This window comes from Mycobacterium sp. NTMscope_Eco_3, from assembly GCF_976985685.1.
Genome location: NZ_CDRJYZ010000002.1, coordinates 44,999 through 64,787, shown reverse-complemented (window position 1 = coordinate 64,787; position 19,789 = coordinate 44,999). Strand labels below are relative to the sequence as shown.

Here is a 19,789-nt window from a genome sequence, read left to right as displayed (position 1 = left end):
CGGGACAGGTCATTAGTCCACCCCTTGGAATGACCCGTCGACCCTTTCGGCCCGGATCGCTGGGCATGACTGATGTTAGCGTGCCCGATCGAGGTGAGGGGCGAAGCGGTCGAAGAGTGCGCACAGGGCCGATAATGACGCAATGAGCGATGATGGCGCCGATCTGCACGTTCGACAGAACCCAAGCAAGCGGACTGGCGACGTGCAGATCGCTGACTTCACTCTGCTGGTACGGGTACCCAGCCAGCCCGCCGCCGTGCGCGCTTACACCGACGCCGAGTCCGATGAAGCCGCTCACTATGCGGCCGACGTCGGGGGAGTGGTTGTACCGCTTCCACTTCCACCGCCCGACGGCGGCTTTGTTGACTCGCCGCTAAGGCAGTAACTGAAGGGAATCTCAGTGCTTAGCCCGGCTCGCACCCTTCCTCCCGCCTGGATGGTTATGTCAGGTCGGTGCGCCGGGAGGAGGGCCGCGTCTGCCCAGCACATGATGCACGACATCTGCGTCGAGCTGGCACGGAGCTTGGTGGGTTTGGGCGTGGCATTGTCGACAGAGCTCCGGCTAATTTTGAGGGGTGAGTGTTGCGGCGTTTGTGGCTGGTGTGGACCGGCTGCTGACCCGTGCGCATGACTTGTATCCGGCCGGCGGTGAGGGCGGCAAGTTGCCTGCTTCTGCTGATGGCGGGTCGGTGCCTGCATCGCCGAAGGGTGTGAGCGGGCTGCGCGGTGGTGTGACCCGGGTGGCTGGCGCATATCAGCGAGCCCGAACCGCTGCTGCAGGCTTGGATGAGGAGTTGACGCAGACCGCTGCGCAGGGTGGTGTGATCGGCGAGCAGGGCCGAGTGGCCTCGGGGTTGATTCGTGATCAGGCCCGCGCGGTAGGGGCTCAGGCCGCTACGTTAGGTCGGTCGCCGGCGGGGGCCCAGCTGATCATGGCGGCGATGAACCAGCATCTGTCGGCGATGCAGGGCCAACTGCAGGCGACGAAAACCCAATATCAGGGGGTGTCGGCGACGCTGCGTCAGCTCGCCGCTGGGTATCAGACCCTATCGAGCGATGCACCGAAGTCACATGATGACGCGAGTGGCGACGACGGTACCGGCCCAACACCACCAACCGGCATCGTGTGGTGCCTACCTCGGCCGAGCGGCGGCTTCACCTGCCGCGAACTGCTCCCCGATGGAACCATTGCCATCTTCTCGTCCCCGACCGATATCAGCGGCCACTGGCCAGACTGATTGGAGAAACCCCATGGATAGCGGCACGCCAGAGTATGTAGTGGTCGTTCGGCCGCGAGTTGAGCGGCAAAACGATCAGTCGTGGAAGGCCTGGTATCCGAAGTCGGATTGGCACGTGATAGCCGACACTGAAGATGGCGCCAGGCTGAAACTTCGCGATGAATTCGAGCGTCGGCTCAATGCCGGTGAGCTGGACACCGAGCCCAACGAGTCGCTGCTGGCACACCACCTGGCGGATCCGATTCCTGGGGTCTATGCCATCGACCGCGACGTCTACATGCGTATGCGCACCGGGCCCAACTTTCGCCGCGACCTTGATGCACTTATCGGCCAGATCGAGACGGAGCGCTAGCTGAATGCGACGGCCCACGACCGGGACGTCCATGCCGAGGCAACCACTTCGACACTGAACGCTCACTCATGTCGGCGTTGTGGGCCGTTTGCCAGTTCGCTCCGGAAAGCGGGGAAGTTTTCTCTCACCTTTCGCTGTGGGCAAGGGCTGGTGGTGGGCCCACCGAAAAGTTGGGCGTCTAGGGCCGCGACCAGCCCGGGCCCCGTGGTCTGGCGTCCTCGTTTGCTGTGTCTCGGCGCGCGAGGTTGAAGGCCCCACAACAGTCGGTATAAGCGCGGTGGACTGAGCCGGGAGGCCGCCAGAATCCGGTCAAACAGGATCCACCAGGGGCCTAACGGCGGAAGTTCCGATCCGATCGGTCCGAGGCGGCGCTCTTTCTGACCCTCCACATTTCTGATTGTAGGTGGCTTAGGGCCATGAAACCCGTGGCAAAATTGCTCCCAGTACGCCCCGGGCGCCGAGCCCGGAGGAACTCGTCGCCAAACGCTGCCATCGCTTGAACTTTCATCAACCGAATGCACACGGACGCAAGGATTTCGACGTCCTCGTACGGACGTCGCTCGAATGCCACGCGCATACTCGGTGCGTTCGCCTTGCCCGCGGCGTCAAGAGCTCAGCGCGGCCGGCATGCAGCGGTCAAGGAACGTTCTTGGTCGATGATGGCGAGCATGTCCTGCCCGTAGGCGCTCTGTAAGTCGATAACCGGGCGCGGCGGCGGGGAGGTACGGGCTTGGGCGACAAGGGAAACCGCATCGCTGGCGCGATCGGCCATCGCACGCAGGTGAGGCTCGATGTCGGGAGCTGAGACCTGGGCGGCGAAGTGGGAGAGCTGCTCGGCCCAATGTTGGTAGGCGCGTAAATCGGGGCCGCCGGTCACTATGAGCTGCAGATTGGTCAGATCGGAATTGTCGGCTAAGAAGCTGACCGCGGCGTCGGCGGCGCGGCAGTCTCGGCGTGGATGATTCGCCAATCGGGTGAAGCCGATGCCCGCCACGCCCACTACGACGACGAACAAAACGATTTGCCAGCTGGTGCGCCGCGGTAGGGGTGGGGGCGCGATGTCGTCGGCGTTGATTTCGGGGGAGCGGTCGGCGGCCGCGAGTAGCTGCGCCAGGTGGGTGTTGAGCTTTGTGCGCACACGCTCGCGGCGCACCGTCTGCGCGGCGAACAGCGCGGCCATCAACAGCCACAGGGTGCCGCGGCGCGGGTCACTGAGGAAGACGGAAACGATCCCGACAACAGCAAGGAGGGCCGCCGAGATCAGTTGCGTGGTTCGGCCGCGGCTGGCCCGCTGGTAATAGGCTTCAACGACAGCGCCGCAGCGGATCGCGCCGGCCAACACCCGATGACGGGCCGGCAGAGCACCTTCACGTAATGCCCGAACCGCCTCGGCACGCTCGGCCTGATTCAGTCCCCGCAGCGCTTCGGTGTACGCCGCACGGGCGGGACGCTGGCCCAGGGCTGACGCCGCTCCGGCCGCCGCGCTGAAGCCCACCAGGGCCAGGGCAAGCACGATTGGTGCGGCTCGCTCGAAAGGGTGTGTGACATACACACACCAGAACACAAGCAGCATGGCCCCGATGAAAACCGAGTCGGCCAGCCAGCGGATCCACCAGGGCTGCTGGAAAAAACGTACCCGCACGGCGGACCAGTCTGCCGCACCCGGTCAGCGTCGGTCGGTGAACATTCCGATTTCCTGCCTGGGAGGGTGCGCGGTGGGTAGCGTCGCGCCAGTGGTGGTTGCGATTGAGGTTGATGGGGACCGGTGGGTGAGGTGACAGCGGATGCCCGGCAGCGGCAGAAGGCCGCACTCGATCGAAGGATCAAGGCGTGCCGCAAATGCGTTGACCCGGACCGTTTGAATGAGCCAGGCGTGACCGAATCGGCACCGGGTTTTGGCTCGGTCGATTCGCCGGTGGCGATCGTGGGGGAGGCACTGTGCCGGGGCTGCATGAAGGCGCAAGAGCCGTTCCTCGGAGGTAGTGGTCGCATCCTGGATCGCTGTTATCAGCGCGCAGGCATCGCCAAGGCCGATTTGTTCATTACGAACTCACTGCATTGTCATCCGCCCGGGAATCGCGATCCGCGTCCGCACGAGAGCGCGAACTGCTTGCCGTTCTTGCAGAGCGAGCTGCGAGATATTGTGCGTCCGCGGCTGGTGATCGGCGTCGGCAAGTTCGCGAAAGCGGCGCTGGTGCAGGTATATCCGGAGGCGCGGGAGCTGAATTGGCCTTTCCGGGTGCCGCGGGCCCGCCGTGACGATCACCCTGGGGAGCCGTGTCTGTTGTTTCCTCCGCACCCGTATCACATCATGACCCGCGACCGTCTCGTTCGCGAGCAGTATGTGCATTCGCTGGCGCGTGCGATCGCGTGGGGATTCGACTCGGCGCCATAACTCCGGCGAGGCTCAGCCGAAACAGCCACAGGCGCGGGGGCGGGGCAGGGCAGTATCAACAGGCGGTGAAGGCGCTTTGCAGTTGCCGCTGCAGTGCGGCTGCCTCCGCGGTCTGATTGCCCTGAGGGGCTTGGGATTTGGGGGCCCCTTTGTCTTGGGGGCAGCTCGGCACCGTCAGCGAGCCGGTGAACTGGTGAAAATTGTCAGGCTCGACCATGAGGTGCCACTCCAGTTGCAACGGTTGCTGTTTGGTTGGCGCCACCGTGGAGATTACTGATTTGAGGTCACCGTAGGCCCGGGCAGTGTCGGTGATGTATGCCGATAGTTCGGTGATCTTCGCGCTGTCGATGCGAACGTAATAGACCGGCAGCACCAGCCGCGACAGCAACGCATCGATCGCTGCGCGCTGCTCGCCGCTGATCGGAACGCCGACTTCCCAAGTCGGGTACTTCGTCGGTTCGGCGGAACGGATATAGACGGTCATCGGTTCGGGCTTGACGGCCGCCAACGCTGCGGTCAAGACGTCGCTGGTGTGTTCGACATCCCATACCTCGAGCCGCGAACTAGTACCGTCACGCGACCATTGGATTGCCGAGCGCGGGACGCGGGTCCTCAGTTCGCGCAAGCGGTGTGTGTCGTCGACGATCTGGGCGGGGTCGAGCTGCGCGCCGCGTATCACCTCAAGTTCATCGCCGACGACGAAATCACAGGACTGACGGTAGCCGTCGAAATCGCTGCCTTTGATGCTGGTGATGCGCGAGGCGACCGCGGCGATCTGGTCCTCGCTTGCCTTAGGCATCGTGACCACCAATTTCAGTTCCGCGCCGTTCTCAAAATCGTTGATATAGCCGGGGTTAACGCTGTCGACCCCAGGCATCTTCGCTATCTCAGCCTGAAGGTGGCGGGCCTCGGAGCTACGATCCAGGGCAGCGCACGCACCAGTCGCCGCCACCACACACGCCACAGCCGGCAGGCACAACCGCCACAGCCGGCGCCGGCTCATCAGCCGTAGCGCGGCGCTACTCGAACAGCCCGTCACCCTCACCATTATCGGCGACGAGCGGAGCTCCTTGCGTCGTCGCGCGCTCGCGCCCAGCAGGGGTAGGGGAGCGGGGTGTCGGCCTCCCGCCGGCCGCTTCACACATCGCATCGCCTCGTCACTCGGCGCAGTAGAGAGGCGCGAGTGGCTGGCGGCGCGCTCAGGTCGGGCAGGCGCGTGCCAGCGTGGCCAATTCGTCGCCGAACTCGCGGTTAACCTGGCCTGCCGCCTTCGCCGATGGTGGCAGTTGCGGTTTCAAGGGATCTTGTTTGTCCAGTTCGGCGTTCATCTGGTTGGCATCTTTCATGAATTCGCGCGCCAGCGCCGCGGCTCGTTGCGCGTGCGCCGACAGCTCGGGTGCGGTCACCTGGCCGGCGTGCTGCTGCAGACCGTCGAGCCAGGCCTGGTAGTCGCCGGCAGCCGGTACCACGTCTGGTTCGTACGAGCCGGGCGGCGCGAACCGCGTCTTGGCTTTCAGCGAGGCCTGCGTATCGCGGTTGAACTCGATGAATTGCCGCACACTCCAACACGGTTGTGCCCGCTCATCGATGCGCCACGCGACGACCCCGCCTGCGGCCGCCGCAGCCACGCACACCAGCGCCAGCAACCCTCGAGCGATCCTGCGGCTACGGACACTGTTGGCGACCACGCGACCAACGTACTTGCTGATCACGCACAAGTCGGTGCGGTTAGCGCGTGTAGCTCGCGTGAACGACACCACGCAGTGCGTTTTGGCAGGGGAAATGTCCTAAGGTCGCCCGCGAGTCCGGGTCAGCACCACGTGCTTGCCTGCTTTAGCAGCGGTGTTGCGTTGTAGGTCTATTGCTGGTTGGTGCGGCGCCTGCCGGACCACGCCCGGTAACCCATCAACACCGCGAGGCCTCCGGTACTGATCAAGCCCAGCCACGTGCCGTGGATGACGTTTACCACGAACAGGATCAGGCATAGCGCAGCCATCACGGCGAAGAACACTGGGCTATATAGGCGGGTCCTTTTCACGCGCGTTCTCCCCTTCAGTGGCCTGCCTGGCGGTTGAGCATGCCAGTTCATTCATCCAGTCTGTGCTGTAGGCGTATATCACGGTAGGCATTTGTTGGCGTCCTCACCCATCAAAAAGCGTCCGTTCACCACCGGGGCGCAGGGATAATGGATGTCATGAATCGGATCGGCCAGGCGGTCGCGGGCTTGCTGGCCATGCTGGCCACGGTCCCGGCGGTCGCCGCGCAGGCTGCGCCGGCCGCCCCAGACTTCTCCTCCTACCCAAAGGCATCTGAGAGCGACTACACGGTGCGCCCCGGCCTGGCCTACTCAGTGCGCGGCTTCCGCACACCCAGCGGCCTGTACTGCACGTCATCCAATCACCGCATGATGTATGCGATGAACTGCACCGGGCCGTTCGCTAGCGCCCCTGGAGGAGCGAACACAGTGAGCCTGTTCGAATCAGGCACCGTCGTCAGCCCAATCAAGTTCACCAGCGTTGAAAACCCAAGCCCTGGCAGTAAGCCCGAGTTCGAAGGCCACCCGCTCAACCTGCTACCCAAGAACACCGCATACGCATTCGACGACGCAATCTGCGTATGGACCGACACGATTGCACTGGCCTGCCGAATCGGCTCAGGACAGACCTACACCGGGTTCATCGCCACATCTGATACCACGACCACCATCGGCAATCTGACAGACGGTGGATGACTGGCTGCGGTCGGTGCGCTACTTGTCGTCGATGACGTCGGCCAGGCACGGTAGCTGACCACAAGCATGGGCACCTTTGCAAACAACGTCGGGTCGCTCTTCCGGCCAGCTTTGGCGCCTACGCCCAGGTGTTTAACAGCCGTATCTCCGTAGCCCTGATTGCATTGGAGCACAGCTGATTTCACTCCCAACCGCGTTTATTCGCCGAGGAGCTCGGCCAACGAAACCCACAGGAACGGGCCGGCGGGGTTGATGACGATCCCGGTGTGCCCCTGTTCGCGGGCCATGTGCACCACCTGCTCGATCGTCAGCGATATGGCCGCGTCGGCAGGGTTGAAGGCCAGGACTTCCGGGGCGCTGGTGAAGGCGAAGATGCTCGTCGTGCCGTTCGGATGTGTGGTGATGCGAACACCCACTCCGCCGCGCGAATCATCGCCGGCCAGCACCATAGGGCCGTTGTCGCGCAGCACCTGCACCACGGCCTGCCTGTCGGCTTTCCCGTCGGTGTGGTCGGCTAGGGCCTGCTTGAGCCGCTCGTTGTTGCCGTTGCGCAACGCGAAATCAATCTCGGGGGCTGACAGGGCACATGTGGGCCCGGCCGGATCAATGTAGAGCCATGCGTTGCCCTGGCTTCGGGCCAGCTCCAGCGCCCCGATGGCCGGCTGAACCAGTGACGCGGTGGTCGCACCGGGCGGGTGCAGGCGGGCGATTTCCTCGTTGCGGGTGTAGCAGAACAGCGCCGAACCGCCATTGGGGCCAGTGCCGCCCCGGAATTGCAAGTGCGAGCCCGTGGCGAACGGTTCACCGGTCAATGCGTCAGAGCCGGTGATGTCCAACAGCACCTCCCCGTACATGCACAACCGCAGCACCTCAACCGCGCCGCGTTGGTTGGGCTGGGCGGCGAACGCTGCCACGGCTCGCCGCAGCACCACGTTGTCCACCAGTCTGGCGCGATCGGGGTAGCCTGCAGGTGTCATGTCGTGTGAAAGCCCCTGACCTATCTCGGATAACGACCAGCGATGGTTCCCCCGCCTCAGACGATATCGCCCCGCCGCCCGGCTTTCGGAGTTTTACCGCGCCGCCTCGAGGTAGTGACGAGCGCGGCGGTCTACACGTACGCCAGAAGCCGCAGTGAGCGGACTGGCGATGTGCAGATCGTTTACCTGACCGTGCTGGGGCGAGTGCCCAGCCCGCTCAGGTGTGTCACCAACCCATATCGCGGACCACTTCGGCCTGGGCTGCCGCGATCTCTTCGGCAGTTGCCGCGGTCACGTCCTCGTCGGCAGCCCATTCAAATCGGCTCAAAAGATCTGCCAGCGCCTGCTTTTGCGCCGGATGGGTGACCGGTACCGTGTTCAGATCAGTATGGGCCAGCCAGTCGGCCAAGACGATCGCGTCGGCACGCCACAACCGCACGCTGACAGTGGGCACCTTCTCATCCATGACTGTTATCGTGCCACCGCCACGTCAGCGGTTGTGGCCAGCCGATGGGGACCGCGGAATCCGGAACAGTCTCAGCGCAGTTCGCGTATTCGGTCTGCGTCGCATGACTCAGGACGACTGGCCGTTTCGCCATCGAGCCAGCACGGGGCAGTCAGTGTCTATCGAAGGCATCCTCGCGACTAGCTGGTCAGAAAGGTCCGCGGCGGAGCTGCGCCACAGTAGCCGTCCACACGGTGTCTGCGGCTTCCTGTAGCCGTTTCTTTGATCCCCCGAACAGACCGGCTTCTAGGGGTGGCCATTGGTCGCCCGCGCTTCGCGCGTCCATCAACATGTGCGCCACCTCGGTCTCCTCGAAGGGGTAGCTCTCGGCCGCGTGCTTGACGAACAGCCCCAGCCAGGGTTGGTCGAGGAGGCCTGGGTTACGTTGAGCCGCCAGATCGCTGACAACAAGGGCGAAAAGGAGCTCGGCGGCATCGAACAGCCGGATGTACTGGGAATCGGTGCGGTCGGGAAAGTACGACCGCAGCGCATCGAACAAGAAATCCGAGACTGGGTAGACCGGTCGGCGCGGAAGTCGACCCGCTGCGAGGTCCTCCAGCAGCTGTTTGGTGAGTGCGCCTGTCTGGGCGGCACGTAGGGCAAGTCCGAGATGCCGCTCGTGGCCGACAATCTCCCAGGGGCCAGCCTTATCGAGGACCGCCACCTTGCGGTTCGTGAAAAGGGACCAATCGACGGTGGCATCGACGGTCAGAGTGCGGACGGCGCGATAGTTCTCGTGTTCAACTGCCGCGATCGTGCCGGCGTACATCGTGAGCGTGGCTGGCAGCATTGCCAACGCTTCCAGCTGTTGGTTTCGGACACTCGTGATGAGCGAACCGCTCTGTTGGGCAAGCGGTCTCGGCTCGGCGAGCGCCGTGATGAGCTGTCGATATTCGACTTCAAGGAAAGCGCTTTCGACGCGACAGCCTTCGATGACGAGAGGAAGCAAAGGCGCTGCGGCCGTGCGGTAGCCATCAGCGATCTCGACGTATTGGATGATCTGCTCCGTCGGCACACGACTAGCGAAGCCGGGTGGGAATCGTTCAGGGTCGCTGCATGCGTCGATCACACCACGGGCGGCGCTGCGGAGCAGCCGGCCGGTCAAACGGTAGTTGCCGCTGCTGATTGCCTCGTCGAACGCGTCGCTGTCAGAGACCGGGGGGTCTTGCAGGAGCCGGTTCTGCAGTTCGTTGAGCTCTCGATGGGTTGCCGGCTCGGAGCCGGAAATGCCGCGGCGGAACACAGTTCCGGACTTGTAGCTCTCGTAGTCCTTGACCAGGGAGTGGATCCGGTCGCCGGGCTGCGGTGGTGCGACCGTGATGATCAGGACGTGTTGCCCGCGGAACTCGACGTAGTCGACGTCCCAGTGTGGTCCGTCGACGTAGGTTCGCAGCATCGCGGCGAGGTCGGCCGCGTCGTGTACCGCGACGCCGTCGAGCACGCCGACAGGTGAAACGCCCACGACGAGGTACGCTTCGCCCCCGCACTCGCGGGCCGCGTTCACCGGGTCGCGATTGGCGAAAGCGATGATCGCTTTGGCGGCGCTGACCTTGTCCTTGGCCTTGGAGAAATCCAGGGTGCTTTTCCACTCGACCCAATGGGTCTCGGGTGTGGTGGTCGAGGAGGCGTGAAAAATCGCCTCGACGAGTTTGTCCAAGCGGTGGCTGCGTCGAAACGACGCCCTCGTATCTAGGTTGAGACCCATAGCGGTCGAGCATATTCCCGCCACCACGGTGCGTCGCGCAGTTGCGGTCGGTCGAAAAGTCAAACCAGATCTCTGGAACCGAACATCGCCCAGCGATACGGTCGCGCCGCGCGAGAGATGCCCGCATGTGTGATCGATTCTCAGGCGCCGGCGCCGACCGTTGTTCAACAATGAGCATCGAGATACCGACGAACGTCGAGTCCCATATTGTTCCACTAGCGCTTAGTGCACCGTCGCCAGCGATCTGCGCCCGGCCTAGTTGCCGTTGAGCAGGTTGATCACCATTCCGCTGTTCTTCAGGATGTGGTCGCTCAGCGGCAGTGTCGGCGCGCCATAGCTGAGGAGGTACAGCTGCAAAGACGCCATGCCGTATTTCGAAGCTGCGGTGCGCCATTTCGCGATCAGATCCATCATGTTGGGGTTCTTGCCGCCCTTCGCCCCGATGTTTGCCATACCCTCCAGCAGTTGGAGGTCTGAGAGCGGAACGATGCCGGGTGCGTACACCTGCGGCTGAAGATGCTTGAACGCCCTCACGCTTCGGATATTGATGTCGAACTGAGCCAACAGTCCGTTGGTAACGCCGGCGTCGGGCACGATGACCAGCGGGGCGTACATCGTTTTGTTGTCGACCTTGTGGCCTTCCCAGCCGCGGTGCTTCTGGACGAGGTCGATGGTGGATAGCAGCTGACTGTACTTGCCGTGGTCGGTATCCATGAATATCTTCTCGACGTCGGCGCTGTAGGCTTCCCACGTCGCTAGCCCTTGCGCCGCATCCTCTTTCACCGCGTGATTTGTCGCGTCGATCACCACGCAGTGATCCTTGCCGAGAATCAACCAGTCGCACACCGACGGCTCTACGCCCTTCTTCTGCGTCCATGCGGCCTGCATGTCGGGCTCGTCGGCAATCGCGAGTAGATGAGGGCACTTGTCGACGATGCGGTGGAGAATGCCCGCGACGAACTGTTCGAAGGCGTCGTTCATCGCGGTCTTGAACCGATGTCGGGCCGATCCGGGGAGGCTGGCCCACGCTTCGAAGTAGAGCTGGCCGCCGCAGAGGCGGTCGAGGGCCCACTGGTGGCGGATGGTGACGAATGCGTTGTCGTTGATGGCGAGGAACGGGTACCGCGTGAGGGTGTATCGCTGGTGGCCGATTTCCCCGGCGTTGCGATCCTCCTGCAGCTTCGTCTTGAAATCGTCCAGCTTCAGCGCCATGTTAGTGAAGAGGTAGTCGATCGCCGCCTCGGAGGCGCCGTCGGCGAGCAGTTCATCGCGGCTGAACCGAACCTGTTGATTCTTGGTGCTGCGCTTGATGATACGGAGCCCCAGCCGCATGATGTCGATCAGTTCGACCTCGGTGGCGATCTTGAAGGCCTCGGCGGGCGTCGCGCCCAATCCCGTGGTCTTAGATCTCGGTGCCCACTTGGTGAACCACAGATCGTAGGTGTTTGAAAGTACGATCTCGAGCCTCAGCGGTGCGTTGAAGAGTGCCGACGCGATTTCGCCCTGGATAAGGGGTTTCGCGTATTCATGCAGCTCTTCGAGGCCCATCTTCGGCAGCTTGTGCTGAAGCTTCGCGATTTCATCCGTGGTGGGCACGTCGCCCGCGAACTCAGAGTTGAGATTTTGCTCCGTCGTGATCGACAGCAGCAGCTGCGTCAGGGTATTGCGATCGATCGCCGGCGCGGCGTGATCCGTCGACGCGTATTCGATGATTTCGCGCTGCAGCTGTGCTGTCGCGCGGGGCGAGATGAGCATGTCGCCATAGATGATGATTCGTTTGAGGACCTTCTCGGACAGGCCACCCTCGCCCCCGCCGGCGAGGAAGTCGCCCTCAACGTCACGCACGCCCCGGGTGGTCGAGTAGGCCACGTCCCACTGCGCCTGCACGCAGGCGACGGTCTCGAGGGAGTGGTAAAGGCTGACCCCGCCAAGCAGTTCGCGACGTTCGTCGTATGTAATTGGGTCCAGCCCAAAGAGGCCGCACACGATCAGCTGCGGCTGTGAGCTCACGAACGACATGACCTTTGAGATCGGATCTTCGGACGGCCAGCCCCCAGCCAGCCCGAACGGCGGCATCTTTCCCGACGGCGGCCATGGCGGCGGCTGATTTCCCGTCGGCTTTGGGTTGGACTTCCCGCCCTTCAACTGCGCAGGTTCGTGGTCGCGCTTCTCGGCGCGCTCCTTTCGGATTCGGGCGCCTTTACCCATCGGCGGCAAATCCTCTCTCGTTCTAGCAGCTCTTCGATCTGGCGGGTCGACGGATCACCGCCCTGGTCGCGGATCGATCGGCGCACAGCGACGAGCCACGTCAGCGCGGCGTCGATGTCTGGCGAGTGCGCAAGCATCAAGGGTAGAAGTGCCGCCCGACAAGTCGTGGCGGAATCGAGCGGCGGCCGGCGGGGAGCGTGGTGACGACCGCCGACGACATATGTAGTTGATCAGCGGAGCTGACCACGGGGCATGGTCTTGGGCCGTGAAGCAGGATCAGGACTCAGCACTGACGGTGTGTTCTGAACCGTCAGTGGCTTTAGGACCGTTCGGGCCGCCCAATGGGTCGAGCCCGGCGATCCATTGGCGGCGAGACTGATGAAGAAGGCGGCTTCGACTAGGCCCACGGTCAAAGAGACAGCCATCGAAGACTGAACCAACCTGGTCTAGTTCATTTCAGGTACCGCAGCAGTTCGCGCACGGATGGCGTCACGCCTTAACGTGTTTGCCAGTTCGGGTTGATCGGTGAGGTCAGCCACCGTGGTGAAGATGCGTGCGATGCGGAGAAACATAGCCGGGGGAGCAGACACATCGCCCTGCGAGCTCTCGGACTGCATAAGCCCAGCAACGGACAGCAGCTCGGTGATCTCGAGTCGGCGAGCCGCGCGTTCGTCGTCTTCAAGCGCCGCGGTGCGCTCACACGCGAGCAGACTTTCGGCCAGACCGGCAATAAGCCGGCCGAGCCCGGAAACGCTGATCTGTGCGGTGCGGGGAAGGGAAAACAGGTCACCGCCAGGTTCCTCAGTAGCGAACGTTGCCACTAACCGGTCGGCAAAAGCGTCTAGGGCGGATACGTCGAAACTGCGCTGCGCCTGGTGCCAGCTGATGCCAAGACGGTCCGCGATGCGCGAAAGCCTCTCTCGTAAAAGGGATTCCGCAGCGGCGACAGAGATCGTCATCCCGCGATCGTCCGCGAGCGCCGCCAACCTGGTCGCAGCCTGCCGAAGCCACCCGCCGGGCTCACCTTCGCCTCGATCGCGGGCCTTACCCACCGCGTCGTGCACCGGTTGGGTAGATGTGCGCGGCCAGATCCGGATCACTCACCACCGTGATCCATTCCCTCACGCCGACGTAACGCTTCCGCTCGGAGTGCGATGCCGACATTGTTAAGTCGGAACTCGTACTCACCGGAGGCCACGAGAAACCAGTCACCAGTGCCGAAGTCACCCCGGTCCATCACCAAGCGCATGGCGCTTCTGATGGCGTCAGTGCTATCACCTCTGAAGCTCGCCAGATGCCCGGCATGGTCGTCGTACATGTGCCATTCGGGCTGCCCACTCAGCCGCTGCCGCAATGGGCCATCCTCGAAACTGGCTCTGAACCCTTGCAGCAGCCGGTACGTCGTGGGGCAACTGCTGCCTGTAGGGCTATGGTCACTCATGAGATGCCTCTCGCACACGTTGTGCCCATCTCTCATGAGCGGATTGCGCCGACATGCCAGCTGCTGCACCAATTCTCGCCCACGACATCTGTCGACCGCGTGCGTGCAGGACGGCCCGATCCAATTGTCGTTCGCCAGAACGAATCACCGCGAGTGCGGCTGCGATCTCAGCTTCGGCGTCGATGTCGCTGATGTGCTCGTTCCACCACACGGCGTGGCCCGCCTCATCCGCATCACCGCCACTGACTACATCCAGGACGTCGTCGTCTGCTGCGAAAATACGAAAGGCAGCGGGATCGTGTCGCACCGGGGAGGGAACGCGCGTCCAAAGCTCTTGACTGACCCAGCGTTTCCTGGGCATTACGTCACCAGGCGCGTAGCAGTTGCAGATAACGCGCCAGCCAACGACGTCGCCGGCGGGCCTGGTCACAAACGCGGCGTCACCGCCGTGTCGGCGCACCGCCTCCTGGCCCCATGTACCGTCGCCATACTGGTCGACGGCAAGGTGTCCTGGTGGGATTCCGGTGCCGAGAATTCCCAGCGCGCCGCGGCCATCGTCGAACTCGGCGGCCATGAACCCCTCGTGCCATTCGCTGCCACGGTCGCCAAGCGAATGCTCCCATCCCATGGATGGGAGTCTAGTCGGTGCGTCAAGATATCCTGATGCAACTGAGCTGGTTCATCAGGACTACCTGACGTAACGTAGAATCTTGCAGAAAGACTGGGGAGCTTTATGGTTCCCGAGCGGTTTCGATCAGCCCATACAGCGGGTTTTGCGCAGCGGCTGCACGGTTCTCCACGCCGGCTCCGTCAACGTAGCGTTGCGAGGTCACCATCGAGTCGTGTCCAAGAAGCTTCATCAGCGCGTACACGCTGACGTTCCCGTTGGCGAGTTCGGTGGCGAAGGTGTGGCGGAAACCGTGTACCAAGACTCCGGCGGCGCGTTGACTGTTCAGCCCCGCTTTCTTGAACGCGCGTAGTACCCGGTACTGGAGCGTGCCCCGTGTCATCCGCTTACCGTCGCTGCCGACGAATAGTGGAGCGGTGGCCGCCCAGGCGGCAAGCCCGGTTTCGGCGGACCGCCGCTTTGTCGTGCCTGGAAAGCGAGCTGCTCGGGATCCCAGATACGCCTCGAGTTCGCGAATGAGGGCGTGTTCTATCGGTATTCGGCGATCTTTGTTTCCCTTGCCGTGGACGTGGATGACGCCTCCCCCATCGGTGGGTCGAATATCGCCGACGTCGGCACGCACCAGTTCGTCTGCCCGCAGTCCGGCGAGCACAGCCGTCAGGACGATAGCCCGGTCCCGCTCGGACCAGTCGGAACGGCGCCTTGAACCTTGGTCCAGATCGATCGCCGCCAGCAGCCCGGAAACCGTCTCGGCGCCAAGGCCTTTCGGGAGCGTCTTAGCGACTTTGGGTCGGCCGATCAGTGACATCGGATTAGCTGCGATAACGTCGCGGCTATAGAGGTAGTCGCACAACGTGTTCCAGTTCGACCAGCATCGCCGAATCGATGCGGCCGAGTGGGTCTGCGCGTAAGTGGCGAAGGCGGTCCGCAGCGCGTCCTTGATCAGGACATCGGGCCTCAAATCAACGACCTGCTCGGGGATGTCGGCAAGCAGAGTGGCGATGGCGTCGAAATCTTGGCGGTATGCCCTCATCGTATGGGGTGACGGCTTGCGTATCGCACGATCGGCGAGGAATTCCAAAAACCATGGCGGGTAACTGGATTCCCTATTATTGTGGCCGGGACGCGGCGGTGTCATGAAGCAATGGTCGCACGATTTGATGGATAACGGCAATTATCCATGATTGACGCGTGTTGCCCGATACCAGCGGGGATTGCGCATAGGCAACGCCGCCATGGAGTTCTTCTGTGCCCGGATACGGGTCGAGCTGCTCAACACCCGGGCTGGGAGACCAGCATGGAATTGGCCGGTGCGATAGCCGACTACTTCGACAACTTCTATAACGTTGAACGCCGCCACAGCTATCTTGGCAACATCAGTCCGGCAGCCGTATGAGACGCTCTGGGTATCCACCAATTGTGCACCCAACGCGCATGACCACGGCTCCAACCGATGGGGACAGTCACTGGGAAACAAAACCTGCGACGGTTCTATCGTGGGCACTGTGTCCCAGATCGCCGATCGTCCCGCGGACTCCTCACAGTGGTCGCCGCGGGAGGCCGAGGTGCTTGCGGTGACGTTAAGCCTGCTGCAGCAACACGGGTATGACCGGTTGACGGTGGACGCGGTGGCGGCCGCCGCCCGCGCCAGCAAGGCGACGGTGTACCGGCGATGGCCGTCGAAAGCCGAATTGGTGCTGACCGCGTTCATCGAGGGGATCCGCCAGGTCGTGGTCCCGCCCGATACCGGCACACTGCGGGGAGATTTGCTGGAACTTGGGGAGTTGGTGAGCCAACAGGCCCGCCAGCACGCCAGCACCATCCGCGCGGTGCTTGTCGAGGTGTCGCGTAACGCCGCGCTCAACGAAGCGATACGGCATCAGTTCCTCGAGCAGTGGAAAGCCTCGGTCCAGCACATCCTGAGGCAGGCCGTCGACCGCGGTGATATCGCCGGCGCCGCCATTAACGACGAACTTTGGGACCTACTGCCCGGCTACCTAATATTCCGGTCCATCATCCCTAGCCGACCCCCCACCGGTCGCACCGTGCAAGCGCTCGTCGTTGAGTTCATCATTCCCAGCCTCACCCGACCCACTGGGCAAGGCGGTTCAGCCCCCTGATTGCCTTCGGCGACGCCTCGCAGGCGTGAAAATGTGGTCGGGTTGCCCACCGACGCCATTTCACTCTGGTTTGTGAGCCTGTGGTTTAGCCTGGCGCCGGGCCCGACCTGGGAGGGTCACGCACTGGCGCTTCGAGCAGGCTGGTCAACGTCCGCGACGTGAAGCACGACAAGTTGGACGCGGTGTGGCTGGCAAGTTCACCGAGAACGGCATGCTGCGGCCATCGTTCGTGCCGCCGGCACCGGGGCGGCGGCTGCACGATTACACACGGCTGCGGGTCGACCTGACCGGCGGACGCGCCCGCTACTGGCGGCAGCTGGAGAAGCTGCTCGAGGACGCGTTGATTAAGCTGCTCGAGGACGCGTTGATTAAAGTGCCGGCGGTGGCGCGTTGAAACTAGTCACCGTCTCGGTTCGCGACATGCTTGAGGCGTTGATCGCTGGCGAGCGCGACGCCGGACAACTCGCTGACCTGGCCCGCGGCCGGATGCGGGTCAAACACGGCGCCTTGTCGAGGCCTTGACCGGCCGATTTCGACGACCACCACGCGGAGCGAAGCCGGATGCTTGCTCACCTGATTGACACCCTAAGCGCGCGGATCGAACCCTAACCATTCGCATCGACGAGCAACTGAGCGCCCTGACCGACGTGGCAGCCACAGCGGCGACACCAACGCGAGCGCGGCCGGCGGCGGGCCAGGCCAGATCATCGTCGACGACACCATGGCCGCCCGACAGACGCTTCCGGAGATCGAGCGTCTCGACGAGATCGCCGGCGCCGGAACGGCTCGGCGTACAGCTGATCCTGGCCGAGATCGCGCCGATATGACCCCAATTCCCGACCGCCGCGCACCTGGTGCAAACGGCAGTCGCTACCGGATTAGTTCGCGGTCAGCCCGCGTTCAGTACGCGTTTCCGCACAGCGGCGGGACGCAGGTGCGTGGCGGCCACCCGTCCAGGTCGCCTCCGGAACTATCTGTCGTTGCCGATCTCGTGGTCGGCAATTGGCCACACTCGGGTAGCCGGAGCGGCTGCTGCGGGAAGCTGGTTTGCGGAGGGGGCCTGCGTTGCGGGCTCATCGGCGTGGCGGCGGTGCGCGGCAAGGAAGTCATCGACGATGCGCTCACAGTCTTGACGATCGATGGCACGCATGCCGGTGAGTCGAGCGAACGCGAGTGGCCCCACAAGTTGACACAGGATCAGCTGCGGGTCGAATTCATCGAGGTCGGCGCGGGCTTTGGGGCTTTGCAAAAGGCGATCGAACGGCTGGCGATATTGGTCGACGATTCGTGTCCGCAGCGCGTGCCGATCGTAGGTTTCCTGGGCGCTGCTATTTGATGCTGGGCCAAGCGCGACCCAAGCCAGTGTGGTGACGTGTAGCGGTGCCTCCTGGAACAGCGTGGCTTGTCGGCTCAACAGTTCGATGAGTTGGTCGCGCAACGGACCCGTCCCCGGCGGTGGATGGACCTGCGGCAGCAGCCGTTCAAACGTGGCGGCCAGCAGCTGAGTGGAGCTGCTGAAGTGGCGATACAGGGTCGTGCGCGCGACTTTGGAGACTTTGGTGACCGCGTCAACGGTGACGGCTTCGATGCCGCCGGCGCTGAGGAGCGTGGTGGCAGCATCCAATAGCCGGGTCCTTGAGCGTAGCCGGCGTGGGTCGACGTCGTCATCGTCGTCAACGGGGAATTCAAGGGCGTCGCGCTCCATGTGTTTCTCCTATGTCAAGCCGCTGCCGTTTGGCAAGGCTGGGTCCGGTTGTGGTGATCGGTGTGGAGACGGCTGAACACGATGCGGGATAGGCGTCGTTTGATGCAGCGCAAGGCTTCGTGTTTGGAGTCGCCGGTGGCGACGCGTTTGCGGTAGTAGGCCTGCCCGCAGCCTTGGAGGCGGATCTGGGTGACCGCGATGCGGTGCACGGCCGCGTTGAGTTGCCGGTTTCCAGAGCGAGTCATGCGGACCCTGCCCGCGCTGTTACCTGACCACACCGGGATCGGCGCCACCCCGGCATGGCGAGCGAAGGCGGCCTCGCTCTTGAAACGAGTCACTCCGGCGGTTTCCCCAACGAGTTTGGCCGCGGTCAAGTCCCCACAGCCCGGTATTGCCAGCAGGGTAGGCGCCACGGCGCGAACGCGTTCGCCGATGCGCTTGGCCAACGCATCGATCTGCTCGGTGAGCCGGGTGATGTCGGCCAACTCCTCACAAGCCAGTTCGGCAACCAGGCCCGGGACTGTGATCAGCCACGCGCCCAGGATCTGGCGGTGTTTGGCTCGGTCCAGCGATGCAGCCTTGGGGGCCCGTTCGGGATCGAGTTCATGGACTCGCCAACGCAGCCGGCTAATCGTCGCCGTGCGTTGTGCCACAAGGACTTCGCGGCGGTCAACTAACAACTTCAGCTCGCGCGATATCTCATCATGAGAAGCAATCGGCAGATCAGGTTCACGCAGAAACCCGCGCGCGACCGCCAGTGCATCGATGGGGTCAGACTTACCGCGCGTGCGTGCTGAGGCACGGGTCTGAGCCATCAGCTTCGGTGGGATGCGCACGACCTGCTGCCCTGCGGTGAGAAGGTCGCGTTCTAACCGGGCTGATAGGTGCCGGCAATCCTCGATCGCCCACACCAGCTGGGCACCGAAACATTCCCGGGCCCACATCACCGCTCCAGCATGCCCGGCGGTGGTCGCTTCGACGACCTTCTCCCCGAGCTTGCGCCCAACCTCGTCGACCGCGACAAAGGTGTGCGTGCGCTTGTGTACATCGGCTCCAACAACAACCATGGTGGTTGCCTCCATTCACTGTGAGGTGACGGTTGGGCCGGTCGGCGGACACATCTCAGTCGGGGGGGATGCCACGCTCCTATCAAGTCACGCCGGCCGGTCCTTCACACCTGATGCCGACAAAACGCATGCACGCCAACCCGAAGGCAGCACCGAGCCTATGAGCCAGACACCAGGTGATCAGGATCCAACCACCGCAACACGCGGCGACCTCACCCTGACACTGAAATCACCGTAAGCCCCGCGGGTACCTGGCACGCACCGAATCGTGCCTGCATCGGACGATTGACCCGTCCCAACGCAACTAACACTACTGGTAGTGGTGTAGCGCTACTAGTAGTAGTGTAGCGCTACTAGTAGTCCTTTATCCATATCCGCCTTTACGCCGGAGGAGGATTCATGTCAGGCAAACGGTCGAACGATCCCTGGCTCACAAGCTCCTCGATGCTGCCACTACATGCCATGTCGTCTGGCTGTCGAACGAGCTTTCCGAGTTGTGCGAGCGAAATCGCGCAGACGGAGAGCGATGGTCTGCAATGAATATGCTGCTTGCGCCAACCAAGCCTCACGTGTGGACACGTGCGGTTCGGGATTTCAGGCTCACCGGCCGCGCGATTACCAGTGGCATGCACCGACCGCCGCCGGCCGACCAAGGCCGCGTGCGTCCACGTCATTACCCGCCTCGCTGCTGCTCATACCTCGACGACGGCCTAATGA

At 63.3% G+C, this 19,789-nt stretch carries 21 protein-coding genes; 7 read left to right on the top strand and 14 right to left on the bottom strand.

Annotated elements, in window-relative coordinates; translation table 11 throughout:
• Nucleotides 1-142 precede the first annotated feature (142 nt).
• The 3 genes from AC0KTM_RS28725 (at nt 143) to AC0KTM_RS28715 (ending at nt 1,590) form a co-directional block, all read left to right on the top strand.
• The gene (locus tag AC0KTM_RS28725) at nt 143-385 is read left to right on the top strand and encodes a hypothetical protein (protein WP_052955347.1); all 243 of its coding nucleotides are present in this window, start codon (nt 143-145) and stop codon (nt 383-385) included.
• Between the two features lie 190 nt (nt 386-575).
• Complete coding sequence (locus AC0KTM_RS28720) at nt 576-1,238, top strand: hypothetical protein (RefSeq protein ID WP_136246053.1); 663 nt, start codon at nt 576-578, stop codon at nt 1,236-1,238.
• Between the two features lie 13 nt (nt 1,239-1,251).
• On the top strand, nt 1,252-1,590 hold the full coding sequence (locus AC0KTM_RS28715) for a hypothetical protein (RefSeq protein WP_047323890.1): 339 nt from the start codon (nt 1,252-1,254) through the stop codon (nt 1,588-1,590).
• Between the two features lie 613 nt (nt 1,591-2,203).
• Here AC0KTM_RS28715 and AC0KTM_RS28710 read toward each other — a convergent pair.
• Nucleotides 2,204-3,232, bottom strand: a complete 1,029-nt coding sequence (locus AC0KTM_RS28710; protein ID WP_047323891.1) for a hypothetical protein — start codon at nt 3,230-3,232, stop codon at nt 2,204-2,206.
• A 123-nt stretch (nt 3,233-3,355) separates the two neighbouring features.
• On the opposite strand from AC0KTM_RS28710, the gene AC0KTM_RS28705 reads away from it, so the two are divergent.
• Complete coding sequence (locus AC0KTM_RS28705) at nt 3,356-3,985, top strand: uracil-DNA glycosylase (RefSeq protein WP_047323892.1); 630 nt, start codon at nt 3,356-3,358, stop codon at nt 3,983-3,985.
• A gap of 55 nt (nt 3,986-4,040) precedes the next feature.
• Here the strand turns inward: AC0KTM_RS28705 and AC0KTM_RS28700 are convergent, their stop codons facing one another.
• From AC0KTM_RS28700 to AC0KTM_RS28690, 3 genes are all read right to left on the bottom strand, one after another.
• Entirely contained in the window at nt 4,041-4,862 is an 822-nt protein-coding gene (locus AC0KTM_RS28700) for a hypothetical protein (RefSeq protein ID WP_047323893.1), read from the bottom strand.
• 322 nt (nt 4,863-5,184) lie between these two features.
• Nucleotides 5,185-5,631 (bottom strand): hypothetical protein, encoded by a 447-nt coding sequence (locus AC0KTM_RS28695; protein ID WP_047323894.1) that lies wholly within the window; start codon nt 5,629-5,631, stop codon nt 5,185-5,187.
• 212 nt (nt 5,632-5,843) lie between these two features.
• On the bottom strand, nt 5,844-5,981 hold the full coding sequence (locus tag AC0KTM_RS28690) for a hypothetical protein (protein ID WP_167380249.1): 138 nt from the start codon (nt 5,979-5,981) through the stop codon (nt 5,844-5,846).
• A gap of 198 nt (nt 5,982-6,179) precedes the next feature.
• Here AC0KTM_RS28690 and AC0KTM_RS28685 point away from each other — a divergent pair, with 198 nt between their 5' ends.
• Nucleotides 6,180-6,716, top strand: coding sequence for a hypothetical protein (locus tag AC0KTM_RS28685; RefSeq protein WP_047323913.1), 537 nt, complete (start codon nt 6,180-6,182; stop codon nt 6,714-6,716).
• A gap of 197 nt (nt 6,717-6,913) precedes the next feature.
• Here AC0KTM_RS28685 and AC0KTM_RS28680 read toward each other — a convergent pair whose 3' ends face one another.
• The 7 genes from AC0KTM_RS28680 to AC0KTM_RS28650 form a co-directional block, all read right to left on the bottom strand.
• Nucleotides 6,914-7,693 carry an SseB family protein gene (locus AC0KTM_RS28680; protein ID WP_047323895.1) on the bottom strand — a complete coding sequence of 260 codons (780 nt, stop codon included), beginning with the start codon at nt 7,691-7,693 and terminating at the stop codon, nt 6,914-6,916.
• A gap of 226 nt (nt 7,694-7,919) precedes the next feature.
• On the bottom strand, nt 7,920-8,159 hold the full coding sequence (locus AC0KTM_RS28675; RefSeq protein WP_047323896.1) for a hypothetical protein: 240 nt from the start codon (nt 8,157-8,159) through the stop codon (nt 7,920-7,922).
• Between the two features lie 187 nt (nt 8,160-8,346).
• Nucleotides 8,347-9,855, bottom strand: a complete 1,509-nt coding sequence (locus AC0KTM_RS28670; RefSeq protein WP_232512930.1) for an AlbA family DNA-binding domain-containing protein — start codon at nt 9,853-9,855, stop codon at nt 8,347-8,349.
• A 303-nt stretch (nt 9,856-10,158) separates the two neighbouring features.
• Nucleotides 10,159-12,111 carry a hypothetical protein gene (locus AC0KTM_RS28665; protein WP_047323898.1) on the bottom strand — a complete coding sequence of 651 codons (1,953 nt, stop codon included), beginning with the start codon at nt 12,109-12,111 and terminating at the stop codon, nt 10,159-10,161.
• 446 nt (nt 12,112-12,557) lie between these two features.
• Nucleotides 12,558-13,070, bottom strand: a complete 513-nt coding sequence (locus tag AC0KTM_RS28660; protein WP_047323914.1) for a hypothetical protein — start codon at nt 13,068-13,070, stop codon at nt 12,558-12,560.
• A 474-nt stretch (nt 13,071-13,544) separates the two neighbouring features.
• Nucleotides 13,545-14,180, bottom strand: a complete 636-nt coding sequence (locus tag AC0KTM_RS28655; RefSeq protein WP_136246050.1) for a hypothetical protein — start codon at nt 14,178-14,180, stop codon at nt 13,545-13,547.
• Between the two features lie 103 nt (nt 14,181-14,283).
• Complete coding sequence (locus AC0KTM_RS28650) at nt 14,284-15,318, bottom strand: tyrosine-type recombinase/integrase (RefSeq protein ID WP_074021058.1); 1,035 nt, start codon at nt 15,316-15,318, stop codon at nt 14,284-14,286.
• Between the two features lie 355 nt (nt 15,319-15,673).
• Here AC0KTM_RS28650 and AC0KTM_RS28645 point away from each other — a divergent pair, with 355 nt between their 5' ends.
• Together AC0KTM_RS28645 and AC0KTM_RS28640 are read left to right on the top strand one after the other, a co-directional pair.
• Nucleotides 15,674-16,300: a TetR/AcrR family transcriptional regulator gene (locus AC0KTM_RS28645; RefSeq protein ID WP_089150880.1), complete on the top strand. Its 627-nt coding sequence runs from the start codon at nt 15,674-15,676 to the stop codon at nt 16,298-16,300.
• A gap of 184 nt (nt 16,301-16,484) precedes the next feature.
• A complete protein-coding gene (locus tag AC0KTM_RS28640) occupies nt 16,485-16,694 on the top strand; it encodes a hypothetical protein (RefSeq protein ID WP_047323903.1) in 210 nt (69 codons plus the stop codon).
• Nucleotides 16,695-16,696: 2 nt separating this feature from the next.
• On the opposite strand, the gene AC0KTM_RS28635 is transcribed toward AC0KTM_RS28640, so the two are convergent.
• The 3 genes from AC0KTM_RS28635 to AC0KTM_RS28625 form a co-directional block, all read right to left on the bottom strand.
• Nucleotides 16,697-16,873 carry a hypothetical protein gene (locus tag AC0KTM_RS28635; protein ID WP_156181225.1) on the bottom strand — a complete coding sequence of 59 codons (177 nt, stop codon included), beginning with the start codon at nt 16,871-16,873 and terminating at the stop codon, nt 16,697-16,699.
• Between the two features lie 397 nt (nt 16,874-17,270).
• Nucleotides 17,271-18,005 carry a TetR/AcrR family transcriptional regulator gene (locus tag AC0KTM_RS28630; protein ID WP_047323904.1) on the bottom strand — a complete coding sequence of 245 codons (735 nt, stop codon included), beginning with the start codon at nt 18,003-18,005 and terminating at the stop codon, nt 17,271-17,273.
• 14 nt (nt 18,006-18,019) lie between these two features.
• Entirely contained in the window at nt 18,020-19,087 is a 1,068-nt protein-coding gene (locus AC0KTM_RS28625; protein WP_192579516.1) for an IS110 family RNA-guided transposase, read from the bottom strand.
• Between the last annotated feature and the right edge of the window lie 702 nt (nt 19,088-19,789).